This is a genomic window from Microbispora corallina (genome assembly GCF_016863035.1).
GTDB lineage: Bacteria > Actinomycetota > Actinomycetes > Streptosporangiales > Streptosporangiaceae > Microbispora > Microbispora corallina.
Map to the genome: position 1 here is coordinate 129,973 of NZ_BOOC01000009.1, position 22,160 is coordinate 152,132.

Below are 22,160 nucleotides of genomic sequence, written 5' to 3' on the forward strand. Positions count from 1 at the left end.
GACGAGGGAGACGTGGTGGAGTTCCGGCTTCTCGGACCGGTGACCGTCCTCGACGAGGAGGGAACGCCGCTCGACGCCGGGCCGTCCCAGCAGCGCGCAGTGCTGGCGCTGTGCCTGCTCGCCGCGCCGCGCCCGGTCAGCACGGCGGCCGTCATCGGCGCGCTGTGGCCCGGTGGCGCCCCGGGCGGCGCCGTCACCACCGTCCAGGCGTACGTGTCGAAGCTGCGCCGGGTCCTCGAACCCGGGCGGACCCGCAGGAGCGCGTCGTCCGTGCTGGTCAGCAGGCCGGGCGGGTACGCGATGGAGATCCCGGCCGGCGCGCTCGACCTGACCAGGGCGACCGCCCGGCTCGCCGAGGGCAGGCGGCTGCTGACTGCGGGCGACCACGCCGGCGGCTCCCGTGAGCTGCGGCTGGCCCTCAGCGAGTGGCGGGGAGAGCCGCTGACCGGGTTCGAAGGCGAGGCGTGGGCCCGCGACGAGATCACCCACCTCACCGAGCTGCGGCTGACGATCCTGGAGGACGCGGCCGAGGCGGACCTCGCGCGCGGGCTCGGCCCGGAGCTCGTGCCCGAGCTCGCCCGGCTCACCGGCGCCCACCCGCTGCGCGAGCGCCTGGGCCGCCTGCACGCCCACGCGCTCTATCAGGCCGGGCGGCAGGCCGAGGCGCTGGCGTTCCTGGCGGAGGGCCGCCGCGTGCTCGTGACGGAGCTGGGGCTCGACCCCGATCCCCGCTCCCGCGACCTCGAACGGCGGATCCTCGCGCAGGACCCCTCGCTCACGCCCCGGGCCCCCGCCGCGCCCATGGGGGCGGACGGCCGTCTGGTCGGACGCGCGGCCGAGCACGAGGTGCTGCGCCGGGCGGCCGGGGCGGGGGAGGACCGGATGGTCCTGCTCGCCGGGGAGCCCGGCATCGGCAAGACGGCCCTCGCCGAGGAGGCGGCCCGCCTGGCGCCCCGCTCCGCGACCGGCCGCTGCTGGGACGGCCCGGGCGCGCCGCCCTTCTGGCCCTGGGCCCAGGCCGTACGGCGGCTCACCGGGCGGCGGGGCGAGCTGGCCGAGATGCTGGGGGCGAAGGGGGAGTTCGCCCTGTACGACGCGTTCGCCCGGCTGATGGGCGACGTCGGCCGGGTCCTGGTCGTGCTCGACGACATCCAGTGGGCCGACCCGTCGTCGCTCCGGCTGCTGGAGTTCCTGGCCACGACCCGTCCGTGTCCGGGGCTGACCGTGGTCGCGACGTACCGGGACACCGAGGTGGGCGCCCCGCTGGCGCGGACCCTCGGCACGCTCGTCCGGCTCCCGCAGGTCGAGCGGGTGACGCTGGGCGGCCTGGGGGAGGACGACGTCGCCGAGTACCTGCGCAGGGCGGGCGCCGACGCCGCGCGGGCGGCGGAGGTGGCCAGGCGGACCGGCGGCAACCCGTTCTTCCTCGGCGAGGTCGCCCACCTGGGGGAGGACGCGCCCGGCGCGGTCGCCGACGTGGTCGCGGCCCGGGTGGCGGCGCTGCCGCCGGGCGCCTCCGAGGTCCTGGCGGCCGCCGCGCTGCTCGGCCGCGAGGCGGGCCTGGACGTCCTGCTCGACGTGGCCGGCGTGCCGCGCGACGCGGCGCTCGACGTGCTCGACGCCGCGGTCCGGGCACGGCTGCTCGTCGAGCGCGACCTGGTGTACCGGTTCGCCCACGACATCGTGCGCGAGGCCCTGCGCGACGGCCTCCCGCCGCTGGGCCGGCGCAGGGTCCACGCGCGGATCGCCGCCGCGCTCGAACGGCGCGGCACCCATCCCGCGGAGCTGGCCCACCACTACCGCGAGGGGCTGCCGGTCTCCGGCACGCCGGAGGTGGCGATCGCCTGCGCGCGCCGGGCCGCCGCCCACGCGACCACCCAGTTCGCCCACGAGGACGCCGCGGGGCACCTGCGGGAGGCCGTCGCGCTCGTCGACCGGCTCTCCCCGGCGGACCCGGCGCTCCACTGCGACCTGCTGCTGGACCTGGCCGACGCGCTGTCGGCGGCCGGGTCGACGGGCCGGGCGCACGCCGCGCTGGAGGAGGCGGCCGGGATCGCCGCGCGCCTCGGCGACGACGAGCGGCTCGCCCGCGCCGCCCTCGGCCGCTCCGATCCGCTCTCCTGGGCGGGGTACGAGGAGTGGGCGGCGGGCGGCTCCCTCGCCGCCGGGATCGAGGCGGCCCTGCGGGCCCAGCGGGACGACCGCTCGCCCTGGCGGGCTCAGCTCCTCGCCGCCTCCGCGGTCACCGGCTACTTCTCCCGTCCCGTCGAGGAGAGCGTCGCCCTCGCGTCCGAGGCCGTACGACTGGCCCGGCGGCGCGGCGACGACCGGGCGCTGCTGCGCGGGCTCAGCGCGTACGAGATCCTGTCGCGCGGCGTGGCAGGGCACGCCGAGCGGCAGGCCGCGATCGACGAGATGGCCGAGGTCGCGGCGCGCACGGGCGACCTGGTCGCCGAGTGGCTGGCGCGGGAGGCGGAGTACTTCGAGCTGGTCAAGCAGGGCGAGACGGTGGCGGCCGACCCCCTCCTGGAGTGGCTGGCGGACACGGCCCGCAGGGTGCGGCAGCCCGCCCTGCTCAGCCTCGCGGCCTGGCTGTCCGCCGTCCGGGCCTACCTGGGCGGCGACCTCGACCGGGCGCTCGCGGAGGCCGCGGAGTCGGCCCGGGTCCATCCCGAGGGCGGCCTCGGGCGCGACGACGCCGAGCTGCGCGCCCGCGTCTTCCGCTGCGTGGTCGCACGGGCGCGCGGCGACGCGGCGCGGGCGCTCGACCTGGCCGGCCGGGCGCTGGAGGACCGCCCCGGCCAGCCGGGCTGGCGGGTGCTGCGCTGCGCCGCACTGCTCGACCTCGGCAGGCTCGCGGAGGCCGCGGAGGCGTTCGCCGGGCTGGCCCGCGACGGCTTCGCCGACGTGGAGGGCGACCTGGCGTACCGGTTCATCCCCGACGTGCTCAGCGAGGTCTGCCTCTCCCTGGCGTCCGCGGATCCGGCGGTCCGCGCCGCCGTGGACGTCGGAAGGGCGGCCAGGGACCTCCGGGACCGGCTGGCGCCGAACGCGGGACGGCTGCTCGGGTGGTCGGTGGCCGATCTGTGCCTCGGCCGCCTGGCGCTGGCCCTCGGCGAGCGGGAGGAGGCGGCCGCCCGCCTGCGGTCGGCCCTCGGCTTCGTCCGCCGGTCCGGCGCGCTCGTGTACGAGCGGGCCGTCCTCGACCTGCTCGCCGGACCATAACCAGCAAAACCTACTTGCTTTACATGGAATACCGGGTTAGCGTCGGTCCCATGACGCCATCCGAGGGGCTCACCCGGCGCGGCCACGTGGACTTCTGCCGCGTGGCCAGCGCCCTGTGTCGCACCGCCTGATCCCCGCTCTCCCCTTCGTACGGCGAGGCCGTACTGGACGACAAAGGAAAGGCGCTCAAGACATGTCCGATGACCTGCACATCTCTCCTGTCGCCGGCCGCATCGGGGCGACCGTCTCCGGCGTGAAGCTCGGAGGCGACCTGGACGGGGCCACCCTGAAGGAGATCAGGAACGCGCTGCTCCGGTACAAGGTGATCTTCTTCCGGGGGCAGGACCACCTCGACGCCGAGGGGCAGGTGGCCTTCGCCGGGCTGCTCGGCCCGCTCACGACGGCGCACCCGACCGTGCCCTCGCTCGACGGGCACCGCAACATCCTCGACCTCGACTACCGCAGCGGCCAGAAGGTGGACCGCTGGCACACCGACGTCACGTTCGTTGACCGGCCGCCGCAGGCGTCGGTGCTGCGCGCGATCGAGGTGCCGTCCGCCGGGGGCGACACCCTGTGGGCCAACACCGTGGCCGCCTACCTCGACCTTCCGGCCGAGCTGCGCGAGCTGGTGGAACGGCTGCGTGCGGTGCACACCAACGCCTACGACTACGCCCGCATCGCGTTCGCCGACGACCCGGAGCGGGCGAAGGCGCACGCCGAGGTCTTCGCCTCCACCGTGTACGAGACCGAGCACCCGGTCGTCCGGGTCCACCCCGAGACGGGGGAGCGGTCGATCCTGCTCGGCGACTTCGCGCGGCGGATCGCCGGCCACCCCTCCGACGTGTCGGAGGCGGTCATCCGGCTGATCCAGCAGCAGGTGACCAAGGTCGAGAACACGGTCCGCTGGCACTGGGCGCCCGGCGACGTCGCGGTCTGGGACAACCGGGCGACCCAGCACCGGGTGATCCACGACTTCGGCGCCCAGCCGCGGCGGCTGCAGCGCGTGACCGTCGCCGGGGACGTTCCGGTGGGCGTCGACGGGCGCCCCTCGACCGTCCTGCGCGGAGACGCCGCGGAGTATTCCGAGGTCGCGGCCTGATTTCGGGGAGATCACAGGGGTGAACGCCCATTTGCGGCGTTCACCCCTTTCCAATACCCGCAGTTAACGTGGCGGGACTGTCGAAGGCTTTTCTGGGCAGGCACGATGTCTTGTGAACCACTGTCACCTACACGATCTTGTGAGCGGGCACCCTGGGAGGGGGCTCGGCAGCGAGCGCGACCATAGAGCCGGTGGGCGCCGGGACCTTCCCGTGTGGACCGCCGAGCCAGAGGGCGAGGAGGTCCCGTGAGGGAGATCTGGCCGGGGGACTCCTATCCCCTCGGAGCGACCTACGACGGCGCCGGCACCAACTTCGCGCTGTTCAGCGAGGTGGCCGAGCGCGTCGAGCTGTGCCTGTTCGACGACCACGGCAACGAGGAGCGGGTGGCGCTCACCGAGGTCGACGGCTTCGTCTGGCACTGCTACCTGCCCGGGGTGGGGCCCGGCCAGCGGTACGGCTACCGCGTCCACGGGCCGTACTCCCCGGGCGAGGGGCTGCGGTGCAACCCCAGCAAGCTGCTGCTCGACCCGTATGCCAAGGCGGTCGACGGCGCGGTCCAGTGGGACCAGGCCGTGTACGGCTACCGCTTCGGCGAGCCGGACAGCCGCGACGACAGTGACTCCGCGCCGTACGTCCCGCGGTCCATCGTGGTCAACCCGTTCTTCGGCTGGGGGCACGACCGGCCGCCGGCGACGCCGTACCACGACACGGTGATCTACGAGGCCCACGTGCGGGGCCTGACGATCAATCACCCGAGGATCCCGGAGCGGATCCGGGGCACCTACGCGGCGCTCGGCCACCCGGAGATCATCGACCACCTGACGAGCCTCGGCGTGACGGCGATCGAGCTCATGCCGGTGCACCAGTTCGTCACCGACCACATGCTGGAGAAGCGGGGGCTGTCGAACTACTGGGGCTACAACACCATCGGCTTCTTCGCGCCGCACAACGCGTACGCCAGCTCGCAGGAGCGCGGCGGGCAGGTGCTGGAATTCAAGGCGATGGTCAAGGCCCTCCACGAGGCCGGCATCGAGGTGATCCTCGACGTGGTCTACAACCACACGGCCGAGGGCAACCATCTGGGCCCGACCCTGTCCATGCGGGGCATCGACAACGCCAACTACTACCGGCTCGTCGAGGACGACCGCCGCTACTACATGGACACCACGGGCACCGGCAACAGCCTGCAGATGCGCAGCCCGCACTCGCTGCAGCTGATCATGGACTCGCTGCGCTACTGGGTGCGCGACATGCACGTGGACGGCTTCCGCTTCGACCTGGCCGCCTCGCTGGCGCGCGAGCTGCACGAGGTCGACCGGCTGAGCGCGTTCTTCGACCTCGTTCAGCAGGACCCGGTCCTGTCGCAGGTCAAGCTCATCGCCGAGCCGTGGGACGTCGGCCCCGGCGGCTACCAGGTCGGCAACTTCCCGGCCCGCTGGACCGAGTGGAACGGCCGCTACCGCGACACGATCCGCGACCTGTGGCGGGGCGAGCCGGCCGCGCTGCCCGAGTTCGCCTCGCGGCTGACCGGGTCGAGCGACCTCTACCAGGACGACAGCCGGCGCCCGGCCGCGTCGATCAACTTCGTCACCTGCCACGACGGGTTCACCCTGCAGGACCTCGTGTCGTACAACGACAAGCACAACGAGGCGAACGGCGAGGACAACCGCGACGGCGCCGACGACAACCGCTCCTGGAACTGCGGGGTCGAGGGCCCGGCCACCGGGCCGGTGGCCCAGCTGCGCGAGCGGCAGAAGCGCAACTTCCTGACCACGCTGTTCCTGTCGCAGGGCGTGCCGATGCTGTCCCACGGCGACGAGATCAGCCGCACCCAGGGCGGCAACAACAACTCGTACTGCCAGGACAACGACATCAGCTGGGTGGACTGGTCGGCGATCTTCGACGAGGGCGACGGCTCGGTGGACGACGCCGAGGTCAGGGAGAAGCGGCAGCTGCTCGAGTTCACCCGGCGGCTCGCCCGGCTGCGCCGCGACCACCCGGTCTTCCGCCGCCGCCGCTTCTTCTACGGCAGGCCGGTGCGGGGCTCGCACGACCAGCTCAGCGACATCGCGTGGCTCACGCCCTCCGGGACGGAGATGGCGGACGCCGACTGGCACAACGGGTACGCCAAGGCGCTCGCGGTGTTCCTGAACGGCGCCGCGATCACCGAGCCCGACCGCCGCGGCAGGCGGATCAGCGACGACTCGTTCCTGCTGCTGTTCAACGCGCACCACGAGGTGATCAAATTCACCGTGCCCAAGGACTACGGCGAGATGTGGGCGACCGAGCTGGACACGGCCACGCCGATGCCGGGCGAGTCGCGCGTGTGCCGGGCCGGCGAGGGCGTGCCGGTCGCCGGCCGCTCGGTCCGGGTCCTGCGCCGCGTCGAGTGACCCCGGGCGCCGGTTGTCCACAGGGCGGCCGATCTCGGTCGGGCGTCCGATGAAAGGCACGTAGCCTGGGCGGAGGTCCTGTCCCGCCGCGCTTTCCGGTGCGCGGGCGGGGCCGCCGGCCAGTCGACTCGAAGGGCGGTTCCGTGACATCCACCTACCGTGTCCAGCTCACGCCGGACTTCGGCTTCGCGGAGGCCGCCGACCTCGTGGACTACCTGCGGGAGCTCGGGGCCGGCCGTCTCTACCTGTCGCCGATCCTGCAGGCCGTCCGCGAGTCGCGGCACGGCTACGACGTCGTCGACCACGCCCGGATCCGCGACGAGTTCGGCGGCGAGGAGGGGCTGCGGGCGCTGGCCGCACGGGGGATGCCGCTGATCTCCGACATCGTGCCCAACCACATGACGGTCCCGCTGCCGGAGTCGGAGAACGTCCAGCTCTGGTCGGCCCTGCGCGACGGACCCGAGTCGCCGCACGCCCGCTGGTTCGACTTCCAGTGGCCGGTGGCGCTCCCCGTGCTCGGCGACGAGCCGGGCGGCCTCGTGGTCGACGGGGAGGTCCTGCGCTACTACGACCACGAGTTCCCCATCCGCCCGGGCACCGGGCACCTGCCGCTGCCGGAGCTGCTGGAGGCCCAGCACTACCGGCTGGTCAACTGGCGGGAGAGCCCGGGATACCGCCGGTTCTTCGACGTGTCGTCGCTGATGGGCCTGCGCGTGGAGGACCCGGAGGTGTTCCAGGCCACCCACGCCGTGACCTTCCGCCTCATCGACGACGGGGTCATCGAGGGCCTGCGGGTCGACCACCCCGACGGCCTGGCCGACCCCCGCGGCTACCTGCGGCGGCTGCGTCCCCACGTGCCCGGGCCGCTGTGGGTGGAGAAGATCCTCATCGACGACGAGCGGCTCCCGTCCGACTGGCCGTGCGACGGCACGACGGGATACGACGCGCTCAACATGATCACCCGGCTGCTCGTCGACCCGTCCTCGCGCGAACGGCTGATCGAGACGTTCGCCCGCCACACCGGCGTGCGGGACGGCTACGAGGACGTGCGGCACGAGTCGAAGAAGCACGTCATCGAGCTGTTCTTCCGCGGCGAGGTCGACCGGCTGACCGCGGACCTCGGCGACCCCGGCCTGCGCGACGCCGTCGCCGAGCTGCTGGCCGCCATGCCCGTCTACCGGGCGTACGTCAACCCGGGGGAGCAGCCGCCGGAGGAGTCGGTGCGGCTGATCCAGGAGGCCGCCCGCGAGGCGGCGGCGCGCACCGACCCCGACGCCGTCGCCAAGACCGCCAACCTCGTCCTGTACGGCCCGCCCGAGGCGGTGACGAGGTTCCAGCAGACCTGCGGGCCGGTGATGGCCAAGGGCGTGGAGGACACGGCGCTCTACCGCTGGTATCCGCTGGCCTGCCTCAACGAGGTGGGCGGTGAGCCCGACCGGTTCGGGGTGACGCCGGACGAGTTCCACGCCTTCGCCGCCGGGCTCCCGCCCCGGACGATGACCACGCTGTCCACCCACGACACCAAGCGCTCGGAGGACGTCCGGGCCCGCCTCGCCGTCCTGTCGGAGATGCCGGAGGAGTGGGCGCTCGCCGTCGACTCCTGGGCGGCGTCGGTGTCCTTCGACCCCCGGCTCGACTACCTCGCCTGGCAGTCGCTCATGGCGGCCTGGCCCATCTCGGTCGAGCGTTTCACCGACTACCTCCTCAAGGGGGCCCGCGAGGCCAAGACCACGATCTCCTGGATGAACCCCGACCCGGCCTACGAGGACGGCGTCAGGGAGTTCGCCCGCCGGGCGATCGAGGTGTGCGGCTACTCCGTGGCCTCGTTCACCGAGGTGGTGGACCGGTACGCCCGGGTCAACTCGCTGGGCCAGAAGGTCGTCCAGCTGCTGATGCCGGGCGTGCCCGACGTCTACCAGGGCAACGAGATCACCGACTTCTCCCTGGTGGACCCCGACAACCGGCGGCCCGTCGACTTCGAGCGGCGGCGCCGGCTGCTGGCCGCCCCCGACGACAGCTGGGACGGCCAGAAGCTGCTCGTCACCACCACCGCCCTCAAGCTGCGGCAGCGGTTCGACCCGGAGGCGGCGTACACGCCGATCGAGGCGGGGGAGCACGCGATCGCCTTCGCCCGCGGCGACCGGGCGGTCGCGGTGGCGACCCGGCTGCCGGTCGGGCTGGAGCGGCGCGGCGGCTGGGGGAGCGAGACCCTCGCGCTGCCGCCCGGCCGCTGGCGCGACCTGCTGACCGGGGCGGAGCACACCGGCCGGATCCCCATGGCCCACCTGCTGTCCCGTTACCCCATCGCGATCCTAGAAGGGTGAATATCGCCGCACATCAGGGAAAGTCGGTGGTGCACGGCTACGGCAGGGGGAGTGAGCATGTTCGAGGTCTGGGCGCCCCAGGCGACGCGCGTCGAGGTCGAGTACAGGGGCGACCGGCACGACATGACCTCGGGTGAGGGCGGCTGGTGGACCGCCCCCGGCGACGAGCACGGCCTCGACTACGCCTTCTACGTCGACGGCGACGGTCCGTTCCCCGACCCCCGCACCCGGCAGCAGCCGTACGGCGTGAACGGGCCGAGCCGGGTCCACGACCACGGCCGGTACACCTGGGGCGACCAGGACTGGCACGGCCGCGACCTGCGGGGTTCGGTCATCTACGAGCTGCACGTCGGCACCTTCAGCCCGGAGGGCACGTTCCGCGGGGCGGCCAAGAAGCTCGACCACCTGGTCGACCTGGGCGTCGATTTCGTGGAGATCATGCCGGTCGCTCCGGTGCCCGGCACCCGCAACTGGGGCTACGACGGCGTCGACCTCTACGCGGTGTTCGAGGAGTACGGCGGCCCCGACGGGCTGAAGAGCTTCGTCGACACCTGCCACCAGGCGGGCCTCGGGGTGATCCTCGACGTCGTCTACAACCACCTCGGCCCCTCCGGCAACTACCTGGCCAAGTTCGGGCCGTACTTCCACGACGCGAAGGGGTCCTACTGGGGCGACGCGGTCAACCTCGACGGCCCCGGCTCGGACGGCGTGCGGCGCTACTTCATCGAGAACGCGCTGCAGTGGCTGCGCGACTACCACGTCGACGGGCTGCGGATCGACGCCGTGCACGCGCTGCACGACAAGCGCGCCGTCCACTTCCTGGAGGAGCTGTCGGCCGAGGTCGACGCACTGTCCGCGATCGTCGGCCGGCCGCTCACGCTGATCGCCGAGTCCGACCTCAACGACCCCCGCATGGTCACCCCTCGCGAGGCGGGCGGCCTCGGCATGCACGCGAGCTGGAACGACGACGTCCACCACGCGATCCACGCCGCAGTCACCGGCGAGACCCAGGCCTACTACTGCGACTTCGGGGCACTGTCGGCCCTGGCCAAGGTGCTCACCTCGGCGTACTTCCACGACGGGACCTACTCCAGCTTCCGTGGGCGCAGCCATGGCCGGCCGGCGACGGGCGTCCCGGGCTACCGGTTCGTCTGCTGCGTGCAGAACCACGACCAGATCGGCAACCGGCCCGAGGGCGACCGGATGGAGCCCGAGCACCTCTGGGTCGCCGCCGGCCTGCTGCTGACCTCGCCGTTCACGCCGATGCTGTTCATGGGCGAGGAGTGGGGCGCGAGCACGCCGTTCTACTTCTTCACCGACCACTTCGAGCCGCATCTGGCCGAGGGTGAGGGCGAGCGGCGCCGGAAGGAGTTCGAGGGCTTCGGCTACGACTGGAAGGCCCCCGAGCCGGGCGACGAGGAGACGTTCCTGCGCTCCAAGCTCGACTGGAACGAGCTGTCGGAGGACGGCCACGCCTCGCTGCTCGGCTGGTACCGCGACCTGATCGCGCTGCGCAAGTCGCACCCCGACCTCGCCGATCCCCGACTCGACCGGGTCGGGGTCCGCGTCGACGAGGACCGCCACTTCATCGTGGTGGAGCGCGGCTCGCTGCGGGTCGTCGCCAACGTCGGCTCCCTCCCCGTCCCCGTACGGCTCTCGCCGGGCGCCACCCGGATCGTCCTCGCCTCCGACGAGGCCGTCCGCACGATCGACGGCGACGTCTACCTGCCCGCTCAGTCCCTCGCGATCGTCCAGGTGTGACCGGAGCCGTTCCGGAGCCCCGCTCGCCCCGTCATGCCGTCAGCGGTTTATCCGCGAAAGCGGGAGAAGAGGCGGGTATGTAGCTCTTTGGGGTAATTCATCGTGCCGGTCAGGGGAAGGAGCCCGGCGATGACATCACTCCGCCACCTGCGTGAGTGCCTCGGCGAACTCGATGAGCTGGAACGCAGCATCAAGCGCGGCATCGACACCATGTCGGGCCGGCTGTACCGGGCCATCGACTGGCAGCGGCGGTTCGAGGCCGACGTGTCCCACGAGCTGCGCACGCCCATCGCGGGGCTGCGGGCCCAGCTGGAGGAGGCCCGCCTGCATCCGGGCGAGATCGACGTGGACGACCTGCTCGAACGGGCGCTCGGCGACGTGGAACGACTGCAGTCACTGGTCGACGACCTCTACCTGCTGGCCCAGCTCCAGGCCGCCGCCCAGCCGGCCGAGCCGGTCCTGCTGGACCTGGGCGAGCTGGTCCGGACCGAGCTGGCCCGGCGCGCCGACCGGCTCGACGTCAAGGTGCACGCCGAGCCGGGAGTGCTGGTGCGAGGCATGGTCGCGAGGCTCCGGCGGATGATCTCGGAGCTGCTCGACAACGCGCAGCGGCACGCGAGGACCCTCGTGCTCGTCCGTGTCTGCCCCACCGGCGCGGCGGCGCAGCTCGTCGTGGCCGACGACGGGGACGGCATCGGCGAGGCGGACCGGGAGCGGATCTTCGACCGCTTCACCCGCCTGGACGCCGCCCGGTCCCGCGAGCGCGGCGGGACCGGGCTCGGCCTGGCGATCGTGCGCAACATCGTGTACGGCCACGAGGGCGACGTGCACGTGGAGCGGTCGGCGGCGGGCGGGGCGGCCTTCGTGGTCCGGCTGCCGCGAGCCTGACCGGTCATCTGCGGGGGCGGTCCTCGTCCCGTACGCGCTCCTCGCGGGAGACGGCGAGGGTGCCGAGGAGCGCGAGGGCGTCGGCCGAGGGGGATGCGGGCTCGGCCTGGTACACGATGAGCTGCTGTCCGGGGGAGCTGTTGACCGCGAACGCCTCGTAGTGGAGGTCGAGGTCGCCGACCTCGGGGTGGCGGAAGGCCTTGGCCTCGGAGGTCTTGCAGGTGAGGTCGTGGCGGCCCCACAGGCGCCGGAACGCGCTGCTCTTCATCGACAGCTCGCCCACGAGCGCCGTGAGGCGGGGATCGTCGGGCATCCGCGCGGCCGGCGGGCGCAGGGCGGCCACCACGGATTGCGCGGCGCGCTCCCAGTCGCGGTAGAAGTCGTGGGCCGCGGGGTCGAGGAACACCATCCGGGCCAGGTTGTCGGCCTCGGCGAAGCAGCCCAGGAGCATGGCGGCCAGCCGGTTGCGGGCCAGGATGTCGTACGCGTGCCCGAGGACGAAGGCCGGGTGACGTCCCAGGTCGTCCATGAGCCGCAGCAGATGGGGGCTCACCCGCTCGCCGCGCGGTCGCACGTTCCGCGTGAGGGACCGGGCCAGCATCTCCAGCTTCGCCCGCGACGGCTCGTCGAACCGGAGCGCGTGGGCCACGGCCCGCAGCGCCTCGGGCGAGGGGTTGCGCTCCCGTCCCTGCTCCAGTCTCGTGTAGTAGCCGGTGCTCAGCCCGGCCCGCATAGCCACCTCCTCGCGCCGCAGGCCCCTCACCTGGCGGCGACCCTGGGAGACGATGCCGTACTGCTCCGGCTTGGCGAGCGCGCGCCGCTCCCGCAGGAACGCGCCCAGCGCATTCTCGCCACCGGCAACGTCCGGATTCTCCATGAATCCGAGGGTAAAGCGGTCAACTTGGTTGAAGGGGTCGGGAGGGAGGGTGCGCTTCACCCAGGATGCGTACCGGTTTTCCACAGAACGCGGTTCGGCCGGGAGGGGCCAGGAGCCGGAGAGGCACTCTGGGGCCTCCAGCGAACGGAGGAGGCGCGCATGAAGATCAGCTACTCGGTTCCGGCGGAGACGACGTCCGTGTTCGTCGTGGCCGCGGACCGCACACCCACGGAGCTGTCGTCCATCGTCCCGTGGCGGATGGGACGGGCGCACCGGCGCCGCGCCATGGACGCGCTCGGCACGTCCCGGCTGGAGATCGAGGCGTACCGGCAGGGCCGGTCGCCCTGGCGCGGGACGGACCTGCCCGCCGGTCCACATGAACAGGTCCGCAGGTCCCGCTACCACGTCGTGGTGTCGAGCACCGCCCCCGTGACCGAGCAACCCGAGGCGGCACAGGCGGCCAGGGCGGCCGCCCGCGGGGTCGCCGAAGCCTATGGCGGGGTGATCGTCGATCCCCTGACGGCAGCCGTGGTGGACCACTGTCCCGACTGCCCGGGGGAGCGGCAGGAGTTCCGGATCGGCGACGACTGGCTCGGCTGGGCCGTGGACGTCGACGAGAGCCGCTCGGGCGCCGCCTGCGACCCGCTCGGCGCCGGCGTGTGCACGTGCCTGCGGGTGTCGAGCCGGGGCCTGAGCCGGTTCGGTCTCCCGGAGGTCGTCCTGGACGGCGGGCCCTGCCCGCACAGCCTGTGCGCCGTCTCGACCCTGCTCCCCGTCGCCGAGCACCTGCTTTCCGGCCATCTGGCCTGGCTCGCCCGCGAACCGCACGCCCTCCTCCGGACGATCGACCGGCGGATCCGGATGGCCGGCCGCGAGGTGGCCGAGGTCGCCGGGTCGCCCGATCCGGCGGGCGACCCGTTCCTGGTGCGGCTCACACCCGCCGCGGCCGGCCGCGCCTGCTTGAGAGTCGGTCTCCCCGCGGACGGCACAACGGGCGACCGCCCGCACCACACACCCGGCCTCCTCGCCGCCTGACGGACCTTCGGAGCGGACGAAAGGGGCCGAGGTGATCGCGCTGATCTGGTCGGGTCTCGGGCGGGGCGGTGGTCAGATCGGCGGGACGGGGCGCGGCTCCTCGGCCGCCCGGCGTTCGAACTCCTCTCGCGCCGCCATGATCTCCGAGACGTGGTCCTCCGACCAGCGCCGGATCCCCTCCATGAGGGTGACGAGGCTGTGGCCGAGGTCTGTCAGGGCGTACTCGACACGGGGCGGGATGGTGGGGTACACGGTGCGGATCACCATGCCGTCGCGTTCGAGGGCGCGCAGGGTCTGCGTCAGGCTCTTCTGCGTGATGCCGTCGAGGCGGCGCCGCAGGGCGCCGAAGCGCACCGGCCCGTCCTGGAGGGCGTCGACCAGCAGGCACGTCCACTTGTTGGCGATGGCGTCCAGGACCTTCCGCGACGCGCACTCCCTCAGGTACGCGTCGGCCGCTCCCCGGGCTCTCAGCCGTGGCATGGTTTCCATGAGGTACCTATACAACCAAAAGGTGGCTTCTTTCGATTAGATACCGGAATCGCGCACGATTGACGCCGGGACAGTTCCCTCACTCGAGGAGTACGAGATGCGAGCCATCACGCAGTCCGCCTTCGGCGACCCCTCCGTGCTGCGGGCGGAGGAGACGGACCGGCCCGAGCCCGGCCCCGGGCAGGTTCTGCTCAGAGTCGGGGCCGCCGGCTACAACCCGGTGGACGCCGTGGTGCGGTCCGGCTACTACCCGCTGCTCGGCGACCCGCCGTTCGTCCTGGGCTGGGACGCCGCGGGCACGATCGAGGAGACGGGCGCAGGCGTGTCGGCCTTCGCCCCAGGCGACGAGGTCCTGGGCCTGCTGGCCTATCCGGCCGAGGCGGGCGCCTACGCCGAGTACGCGGTCGCCTCGGCCGACGAGATCGTCCGCAGGCCTGCGGGCCTGACCGTCGAGCAGGCGGGAGCGCTCCCGCTGGCGGGCCTCACCGCCTGGCAGGCGCTCGTCGGGATCGCCCGGCTGGAGGAGGGGCAGCGCGTGCTCATCCACCGGGCCGCCGGGGGCGTCGGCCACCTGGCGGTCCAGATCGCCAAGGCGCGCGGCGCCCACGTCATCGGCACCGCCAGTGCGGCCAAGCACGACTTCCTCCGCGGCCTCGGCGCCGACGAGCTGATCGACTACACGACGGCCGACTTCGTCTCGGAGACCGGCCCGGTGGACGTGGTGTTCGACCTGGTCGGCGGGGAGTACGGCGAGCGGTCGGCCCGGGTGCTGAGGCCCGGCGGCCTGCTCGTGGGCGCGCTCCCCGCCAATCTCGGGATCACGCCCGAGGACGCCGCGGAGCGGGGAGTGCGGGTGGAGGCCGTCAGCGTCCGGCCGTCGGCCGCGGACCTCGCCCAGCTCACCGCCCTCGTCGAGGCCGGGCGGCTCACCGTCCACGTCGACCAGGTGATCCCGCTCGACGAGGTCGCCAAGGCGCACGAGCTGGGCGCGACCGGGCACGTGACCGGAAAGATCGTTCTCGTGCCCTGACACCCCTCCCGGACATGGGGAACGTTCCGGGCGGGCCGTGCGTCTGCAGATTGTGACCGACTTCGCCGCGATCGACGATGAGATCCGTCAGGCCCGCGACCGGGCCCGCCGCCGGGACCAGCTGACCCGGCAACGCGTCACCCTGCTGGGGCAGATCGACGAGGTCGGGAACCTCCTCGTCGGGCTGGAACGCCAGCTGGCCAAGGAGGACAGGGACGTCGTGAAGCTGGAGCAGGGCGGCTTCTCGGCCTTCCTGTCCGGGCTGACCGGGAACAAGGAGGAGAGGCTGGCCAGGGAGCGGGCGGAGGCGGCGGCCGCGCGGCAGCGCGTGGCCGGTCAGCGGTCCCGCCTGGAGTGGCTCACCTCCGACCTCCGGACCACCGACCAGGAACTCGCCGCGCTGGGCGCCCCGCAGCACGAGCTGGAGGTGCTGCTGGCCCGCAAGGAGCGGATGCTGGTCGAGTCGGGCGACCCCCGGGGCCGCGACCTGGCCGACCTCGCCGCCCGCCTCGCCGACACGACGGCCGACCTGCGCGAGCACCAGGAGGCCCACCAGGCCGGCATGGCCGCCAGCCAGGCGGTCGGCTACGTCCTGCGGCATCTGGGCAGCGCCCGGGGCGCCTCGACGTTCGACATGTTCGGTGCCGGAGGCGGTTTCGCGGACATGGTGGAGCACGGCCACCTGCGGCAGGCGGACGAGGCGGCCTGGCACGCCCAGCGCGAGCTCGACCGGTTCTCCCGGGAGCTGGCCGACATCGGGGTGGCCGCCTCCCCGCAGCTGCCGAAGGTGGACACCCGCTGGTTCGCGGACGTCTTCTTCGACAACATCATCACCGACGCCCTGAAGCACCAGCGGATCGCGCGCACCGCCGAGGCGGTCCGCGAGGTCGCCGAATGGGTCGGCGGCATGGTCAACCAGCTCGGCGCCCGCTGCGCGGACCTCTCCCGCCGGCAGGAACAGCTCGCCCAGCGGCGCGAGCAGCTGCTGAGCTCGTGACGGAACCGAGGATCATCGGGTTTGGTGTCCGGAAACGCCCCTCTCCGCCGGTCCGGGACGAATATGATCCGGGCATGGCGGACCGTGATCCCCCTCGGGGCATAGACGTCTCTACGCCCAACGCCGCCCGCATCTACGACTACATGCTGGGCGGGAAGGACAACTTCGCCGCCGACCGCGAGGCGGCGGAGAAGATCCTCACGATGTTCCCCGAGTCGCGCGACGGGGTGCGGCACAACCGTCGCTTCCTTGGGCAGACGGTCCGTCATCTGGCGGGGGAGACGGGCATCCGCCAGTTCCTGGACATCGGGGCGGGCCTGCCCACGCAGGACAACGTGCACGAGGCCGCCCGGTCCGTGAACCCCGCCGCCCGCACCGTCTACGTGGACAACGACCCCGTGGTGTGCGTGCACGGACGCGCGATCCTGGCCGGCTCACCGGGCGTCGCCGTGCTGGAGGGCGACCTCCGCGAGCCTGAGAAGATCGTCTCGGAGGCGGCGGCGACGGGGCTGGTCGACTGGGCGGAGCCGGTCGCCGTCCTCCTCGTGGCGGTGCTCCACTTCCTGCCCGATCCGTACGAGCAGGTCGCCCTGCTGCGCGACGCGATGGCCCCGGGCAGCCACCTCGTCATCACCCACATGACGCGCACCGAGCAGCGGGCCCTCGACACCGAGCAGGTCCAGGACGTCTACGCCGCGAGTTCGTCGAACCTCTTCCCCCGTACGGTCGCCGAGGTCGCCGGGTTCTTCGGCGACTTCGAGATGATCGACCAGAGCGGGTTCATCGAGCCGGCCCTGCAGCGGAAGTTCGCGGTCCTCGGGATGTCGGGCGTGGGGCGCAAGACCGCTCCTTGACGCGAGCGCTACCCCAGGCCCACGCCCTCGTTCAGAGCGCGACCCCGCATGGCACGGCCCGCGGGTCCACTACCAGCGCGCGCGGCCCCGTGCGGTACGCCCCGCGGGTCCACTCCCTCCGGCGCACGCGGCCCCGCGCGGTATGCCGCACGGGGCCGTGAGCAGACGCCGCGGACGCGTGCCGGCGACGGAGGAGGCCGCCCCGGCACGCGTCCGGACGAGGTACGCGGGGGGAAGGGTCAGGCGAGGTGGCCAGGGCCGTCGTGATCGTGATCGTGATCGTGGCCGTCCTCGTCCTCGTCGAGGACGCCGTCGGACGGCTCGACGCCCAGCATGGCCTCCCGGGGCTCCACCTCGGTCACGTGCTCGACCAGGCCCAGCACGTGGTCGGGCTCGATGAGCCACTGCAGCGCAGCGGCTCCGGTCTCATCGGAGTTGACCAGCTCGATCTGCTCCTGGCGCTCGGCGTCGTCCAGTTCGGTCTGGGGGTCCCGGATCTCGCTCAGCGCCGCCGCCTGCAGCGCGCCGACATCGAGGACCTCGACCACCAGGTCGACGGTGAGGCGGAGATAGCGAGCCGTGTCCGTTCCATCGCTCATGGTGGTGATCCTATCGGCAGCCATCAGGGCAGTTTCCACTCGACGGGAGCCGCGCCCTGCTGCTCCAGAAGCTGGTTGGCGCGGCTGAACGGCCGGGAGCCGAAGAAGCCGCTGCGCGCCGACAGCGGGCTCGGGTGGGCCGACTCGATGCACGGCACCTGGCCGAGCATGGGCCGAAGGTTGCGGGCGTCGCGGCCCCACAGGATCGCCACGAGCGGACCGCCGCGGGCGACCAGCGCCGTGATGGCCTGCTCGGTGACCTCCTCCCAACCCTTGCCCCGGTGGGAGGCGGGCTTGCCCGGCATGACCGTCAGCACCCTGTTGAGCAGCAGGACGCCCTGCTCCGTCCAGGGGGTGAGATCGCCGTTGGACGGCGGGGGATAGCCGAGGTCGGCCATGTACTCCTTGAAGATGTTCACCAGGCTGCCCGGCAGCGGGCGGACGTCGGGGGCGACCGAGAAGCTCAGGCCCACCGGATGCCCGGGTGTGGGGTAGGGGTCTTGGCCCACGATCAGCACCCGTACGTCGGACAGCGGCTGCTGGAACGCGCGCAGGACGTTCGGGCCGGCCGGGAGGTACTGCCGGCCCTCGGCGATCTCCTGCCGGAGGAAGTCGCCCATCGCGGCGATCCGCTCCGCGACGGGGGCGAGGGCCTCGGCCCATCCGGCTTCGACGACTTCGTGCAACGGACGTCCTGCCATGGTCGCGCACTCTATCGGCTTTTCCAGTGTCGCACGGCGTCGCTCACGAAAAGATCGGATGCCCGCCTACCCCCGTGAAGGCGGGCATCCGACGCCTCATCCCCGGAACCCCCTGAGGTTGCCGATCTCGGGACAATGCGGGTTCCAGCCGTACACAATGGGGCCTAGTCCGGATGCGCGCTTATTCCCCCGTGAAGCGCGCATCCGGACACCATTCAGGCGCTCCTACTTGACCGAGCCCGCGAGCAGGCCCTGGACGAAGTACCGCTGGAAGGCGAAGAACAGCACCAGCGGGATGATCAGCGACAGGAAGGCTCCTGGCGCGAGGATGTCCACGTTGGTGCCGAACTGCCGCATCTGGGATTGCAGGGCCTTGGTCATCGGCTGGTTGTCGGTGTCGGCGAAGACCAGCGCGACGAGCAGGTCGTTCCAGACCCACAGGAACTGGAAGATCCCGAGCGACGCGATCGCCGGCTTGGCCAGGGGGAACACGACGGTCGCGAAGATCCGCCACTCCGGGGCGCCGTCCATCCGCGCCGCCTCCAGCAGCTCACGCGGGATGCCCACGAAGAAGTTGCGGAGCAGGAAGATCGCGAACGGCAGGCCGAAGGCCACATGGAAGAGGACCACGCCCAAAATCGAGCCGAAGATCCCGAGGAACCCGTAGAGCTTGGCGATCGGGATCAGCGCGATCTGCACCGGGACCACGAGCAGGGCGATGACCACGAGGAAGACCGCGTCCCTGCCCGGGAACTCGATCCACGCGAACGCGTACGCCGCCATCGCCGCGATGCCGATCACCAGCAGCGTCGCGGGCACCGTGATCAGCACGGTGTTCCAGAACGACTGTCCGAACCCCGACGCCAGCAGGTTCGAGTAGTTCTTGAAGGTGATCTCCGCCGGCTTCGTGAGCAGCGTCCACCAGCCCGTGGAGTTGTTCGCCGTCTCGCTGCGCAGCGACACGATGAGCAGCCCGAGCGTGGGGACCAGCCAGAAGACGGCGACCAGGACCAGGAAGACCTGGACGACCCCGCCGCCCAGGCGGTCCATGATCCTGCCCGCGACGCCGCGCTGGATCGCCATCGCGTGCCGCGGCTGCTCGGCCACGGTCGTCGTCATGACTCGTCCCTCCTGAACCGGCGGATGTTGAAGATCATGAACGGCACCACCAGCAGCAGAAGGAAGATGGACAGGGCGCTGCCGAGGCCCTGGTTGCCGCCGCCGCCGAACGACACCCGCCACATCTCCAGGGCGATGACGTTCGCCTGCGGCTGCACCGAGCCGGGCGCGATGATGAAGACCAGGTCGAAGACCTTCAGCACGTTGATGACCATCGTGACGAAGACCACGAGCAGGACCGGCGCGAGCAGCGGCACGGTGATCCGGCGGAACACCTGCCACTCGGTGGCGCCGTCGATCCTCGCGGCCTCAAGCGCGTCCCGGGGGATCGCCGACAGGCCGGCCGCGATCAGCACCATGGCGAACCCGGCCCACACCCAGATGTACGCCCCGATGATCGCGGGCGTGATCAGCGCCGGGCCGAGCCAGGTCACGCCGTTGAACGGCGCCGTGAAGTTCGACTGCGGCAGCCGGATGACATAGGACCCGGCGGGCAGGCCGGAGAAGCGGAAGGTGCCGTCGTCGGCGGTCTCGGTGGTCGCCTTGACCGTGCTGCCGGAGACGGCCTCGACCGTGATCCCGGCGAGTCCCTTCTCCTGCGGGTCGACCTGGTTCAGCGTGCCGCCGCCGCCGCGTACGACGTCGAGCCAGACCGTGCCGCCGATGCCGTCGGCCGGGGCCGCCTTGGCGGGGGCGGCGTCCTTGACCACGTCCTGGCTGAGGCCGACGAGCGGGATCAGCACCGGACGCCCGGGCTGGGCCTGCTGCTTGGCCACCACCGCGCCGCCCTGGACGGTGGCGGGCGCCTGGTCGTTCTCGCGCGGCCGGGCCCCGGGGTAGCCGGTGCTGGAGGAGAACGTGTCGTGCACGGTGGTGATGATCGCGTTGGCCACGCCCTTGTCGGGGTCCTGCTCGTAGACGAGGCGGAAGATGACCCCGGCCGCGAGCAGGGACACCGCCATCGGCATGAACAGGACGAGCTTGAACGCGGTCGCCCAGCGGATGCGCTCGGTCAGCACGGCGAAGATCAGGCCGAGCGCGGTGACGACGACCGGCGCCACCACGACCCAGATGACGTTGTTCCTGATCGTGGTCAGCGTCGAGGAGTCGGTGAAGATCGACCCGTAGTTGCCGAGCCCGACGAAGCGGCTGCCGCTCGCGTCGAACAGGCTCCGGACGAGGGAGTAGACGAGCGGGTAGATCATCCACGCGGCCAGCAGGAGGACCGCGGGGAGCAGGAACATCACCGCCAGCCGCGGCGACGGGCCGAGGCGCGGGGGAGCCGCGCCCTCGGCCGGGACCGCGGCCGTCGCGGAGGCCGCGGCGGCCACGGGGGCGGTGACGCCGGCGGGAGGGGTTTCACGCGGACCGGGGGGTTCCCCGGCGGCGTCGCCGCCGCCGGGGGCCTGCGGGCCGTCCAACCGTTCGGTCACGGCCGTCCTTCCTTACTTCTCGAAGGCCTTCGCGGCGTCCGCCTCGAGCTTCTGCTGGGCGCCCTTCACGTCGGTGGGGGTGCGGAGGAAGTCCTGCAGGTCCTTCCACTCGCCCTTGCCGTCGGTGCCGCCGAAGGCGCTGGGCGCGAGGTCGGACATGTCGTAGCGCACCGACTCGCCGGCCGAGATGATCGTCTGCGCGAGCTGCTTGGTCAGGTCGTCCGGGTAGTTGTCGGGGGAGACGTTGCGGTTGGGGGACAGGTAGCCCGGCTGCTTGGCCCAGACCTCGCCGCCCTCCTTGGAGGCCAGGTACTCCAGGAGGGCCTGCGCGCCCTTGGAGTCCTTCATCACCACGGCGACGTCACCGCCGAGGATGACGGGGGCCGTGTCGCCCACCTTCGGGAACGGCATGATCTTCGCCTCCTCGCCGACCTTCGCGCCGGACTGCGGCACGGAGGCGGCGACGAAGTCGGCCTCGATGACCATGGCGGCCTTCTTCTGGCCGTACACCTGGGTGACGCAGGTCGGGAAGTCGGTCTGCAACGCGCCGGAGGGGCCGCCGAGGATGAACTCCTTCTTGCCGACGACCTGGGCCATCTTCTGCAGCGCCGTGGTGACCGAGGCGTCCGTCCAGGGGATCTCGTGCTTGGACAGCTTGTCGTAGTTGTCCGGCCCGGCGGAGGAGAGGTAGATGTTCTCGAACAGGTCGGTGAGCGTCCAGCCGGAGGCCGCGCACAGCGCGAACGGCGTGGTGCCGGAGTCCGACAGCGTCTGCGCGGTCTTGCTGACCAGGTCGTCCCACGTCGTCGCCGGCTGTGCGCCGGCGTCGTCGAAGGCCGACTGGCGGTACCAGATGAGCGACTTGTGCGCCGCCTTCACCAGCACGCCGTACACCTGGCCCTTGGCCGAGCCGAGCTCCTTCCAGTACGGGGTGTAGTTCTGGTCGATCTGCGCCTGCACCTGCGACGACAGCGGCTTGAGCGCGCCCTGGTCGGCGTACTGCTGGACGAGGCCCGGCTGGGGCAGGATCGCGACGTCCGGCGGGTTGCCGCCCTCGATGCGGGGGCCGAGGTAGGCGCCGGTGTCCTCGCCGGTGGAGGCGTAGGTGACGCTGGCGCCCGTCTTGGCCTCGAACGCCTTGAGCACCTTCTCGAAGTTGGCCTGCTCGTCGCCGGTCCACTTGGCCGCGACCTCGATCTTCACGCCGGCGAGCGGCTTGGCGCCTCCGGCGGCGGGGGCGCTGCTCGACCCGGCCTGGGTGCCCCCGCCGGACGAGGTGCCGCATGCCGCGGCCGCGACGCCGAGAAGAGCCACCGCGATGGGGAGTTTCCGCAT

17 protein-coding genes are annotated in these 22,160 nt (G+C 72.3%); 10 read left to right on the top strand and 7 right to left on the bottom strand.

The window, feature by feature from the left end; genetic code table 11:
- Positions 1-15: 15 nt before the first annotated feature.
- The 6 genes from Mco01_RS12840 (at position 16) to Mco01_RS12865 (ending at position 11,691) form a co-directional block, all read left to right on the top strand.
- Positions 16-3,225: an ATP-binding protein gene (locus Mco01_RS12840; RefSeq protein ID WP_204057114.1), complete on the top strand. Its 3,210-nt coding sequence runs from the start codon at positions 16-18 to the stop codon at positions 3,223-3,225.
- Positions 3,226-3,418: 193 nt separating this feature from the next.
- Entirely contained in the window at positions 3,419-4,324 is a 906-nt protein-coding gene (locus Mco01_RS12845; protein ID WP_204057115.1) for a TauD/TfdA dioxygenase family protein, read from the top strand.
- Between the two features lie 246 nt (positions 4,325-4,570).
- Positions 4,571-6,718, top strand: a complete 2,148-nt coding sequence (gene glgX, locus Mco01_RS12850; RefSeq protein WP_204057116.1) for a glycogen debranching protein GlgX — start codon at positions 4,571-4,573, stop codon at positions 6,716-6,718.
- 143 nt (positions 6,719-6,861) lie between these two features.
- Entirely contained in the window at positions 6,862-9,042 is a 2,181-nt protein-coding gene (gene treY, locus Mco01_RS12855; protein ID WP_239103568.1) for a malto-oligosyltrehalose synthase, read from the top strand.
- A 57-nt stretch (positions 9,043-9,099) separates the two neighbouring features.
- Positions 9,100-10,803 carry a malto-oligosyltrehalose trehalohydrolase gene (treZ, locus tag Mco01_RS12860; protein WP_204057118.1) on the top strand — a complete coding sequence of 568 codons (1,704 nt, stop codon included), beginning with the start codon at positions 9,100-9,102 and terminating at the stop codon, positions 10,801-10,803.
- 129 nt (positions 10,804-10,932) lie between these two features.
- Complete coding sequence (locus Mco01_RS12865) at positions 10,933-11,691, top strand: sensor histidine kinase (protein ID WP_204057119.1); 759 nt, start codon at positions 10,933-10,935, stop codon at positions 11,689-11,691.
- A 4-nt stretch (positions 11,692-11,695) separates the two neighbouring features.
- Here Mco01_RS12865 and Mco01_RS12870 read toward each other — a convergent pair whose 3' ends face one another.
- Entirely contained in the window at positions 11,696-12,568 is an 873-nt protein-coding gene (locus Mco01_RS12870) for a helix-turn-helix domain-containing protein (RefSeq protein ID WP_204057120.1), read from the bottom strand.
- Positions 12,569-12,727: 159 nt separating this feature from the next.
- Here Mco01_RS12870 and Mco01_RS12875 point away from each other — a divergent pair, with 159 nt between their 5' ends.
- Entirely contained in the window at positions 12,728-13,603 is an 876-nt protein-coding gene (locus Mco01_RS12875; RefSeq protein WP_204057121.1) for a hypothetical protein, read from the top strand.
- Positions 13,604-13,675: 72 nt separating this feature from the next.
- Here the strand turns inward: Mco01_RS12875 and Mco01_RS12880 are convergent, their stop codons facing one another.
- Complete coding sequence (locus Mco01_RS12880; protein WP_204057122.1) at positions 13,676-14,092, bottom strand: winged helix-turn-helix transcriptional regulator; 417 nt, start codon at positions 14,090-14,092, stop codon at positions 13,676-13,678.
- Positions 14,093-14,189: 97 nt separating this feature from the next.
- On the opposite strand from Mco01_RS12880, the gene Mco01_RS12885 reads away from it, so the two are divergent.
- The 3 genes from Mco01_RS12885 to Mco01_RS12895 all read left to right on the top strand — a co-directional run bounded on the left by Mco01_RS12885 (position 14,190) and on the right by Mco01_RS12895 (position 16,973).
- A complete protein-coding gene (locus tag Mco01_RS12885; RefSeq protein ID WP_204057123.1) occupies positions 14,190-15,122 on the top strand; it encodes an NADP-dependent oxidoreductase in 933 nt (310 codons plus the stop codon).
- 37 nt (positions 15,123-15,159) lie between these two features.
- Positions 15,160-16,119: a hypothetical protein gene (locus Mco01_RS12890; RefSeq protein WP_204057124.1), complete on the top strand. Its 960-nt coding sequence runs from the start codon at positions 15,160-15,162 to the stop codon at positions 16,117-16,119.
- Between the two features lie 74 nt (positions 16,120-16,193).
- On the top strand, positions 16,194-16,973 hold the full coding sequence (locus Mco01_RS12895; protein ID WP_204057125.1) for an SAM-dependent methyltransferase: 780 nt from the start codon (positions 16,194-16,196) through the stop codon (positions 16,971-16,973).
- A 239-nt stretch (positions 16,974-17,212) separates the two neighbouring features.
- On the opposite strand, the gene Mco01_RS12900 is transcribed toward Mco01_RS12895, so the two are convergent.
- The 5 genes from Mco01_RS12900 to Mco01_RS12920 all read right to left on the bottom strand — a co-directional run bounded on the left by Mco01_RS12900 (position 17,213) and on the right by Mco01_RS12920 (position 22,160).
- The gene (locus Mco01_RS12900; RefSeq protein ID WP_036327479.1) at positions 17,213-17,572 is read right to left on the bottom strand and encodes a hypothetical protein; all 360 of its coding nucleotides are present in this window, start codon (positions 17,570-17,572) and stop codon (positions 17,213-17,215) included.
- A gap of 23 nt (positions 17,573-17,595) precedes the next feature.
- Positions 17,596-18,273: a uracil-DNA glycosylase gene (locus tag Mco01_RS12905; RefSeq protein WP_036327475.1), complete on the bottom strand. Its 678-nt coding sequence runs from the start codon at positions 18,271-18,273 to the stop codon at positions 17,596-17,598.
- A 225-nt stretch (positions 18,274-18,498) separates the two neighbouring features.
- Positions 18,499-19,392: a carbohydrate ABC transporter permease gene (locus Mco01_RS12910; protein ID WP_204057126.1), complete on the bottom strand. Its 894-nt coding sequence runs from the start codon at positions 19,390-19,392 to the stop codon at positions 18,499-18,501.
- A complete protein-coding gene (locus Mco01_RS12915) occupies positions 19,389-20,825 on the bottom strand; it encodes an ABC transporter permease (RefSeq protein WP_204057127.1) in 1,437 nt (478 codons plus the stop codon). The genes Mco01_RS12910 and Mco01_RS12915 overlap by 4 nt, the downstream gene beginning before the upstream one ends.
- A 12-nt stretch (positions 20,826-20,837) precedes the next feature.
- Entirely contained in the window at positions 20,838-22,160 is a 1,323-nt protein-coding gene (locus Mco01_RS12920) for an ABC transporter substrate-binding protein (RefSeq protein ID WP_204057128.1), read from the bottom strand.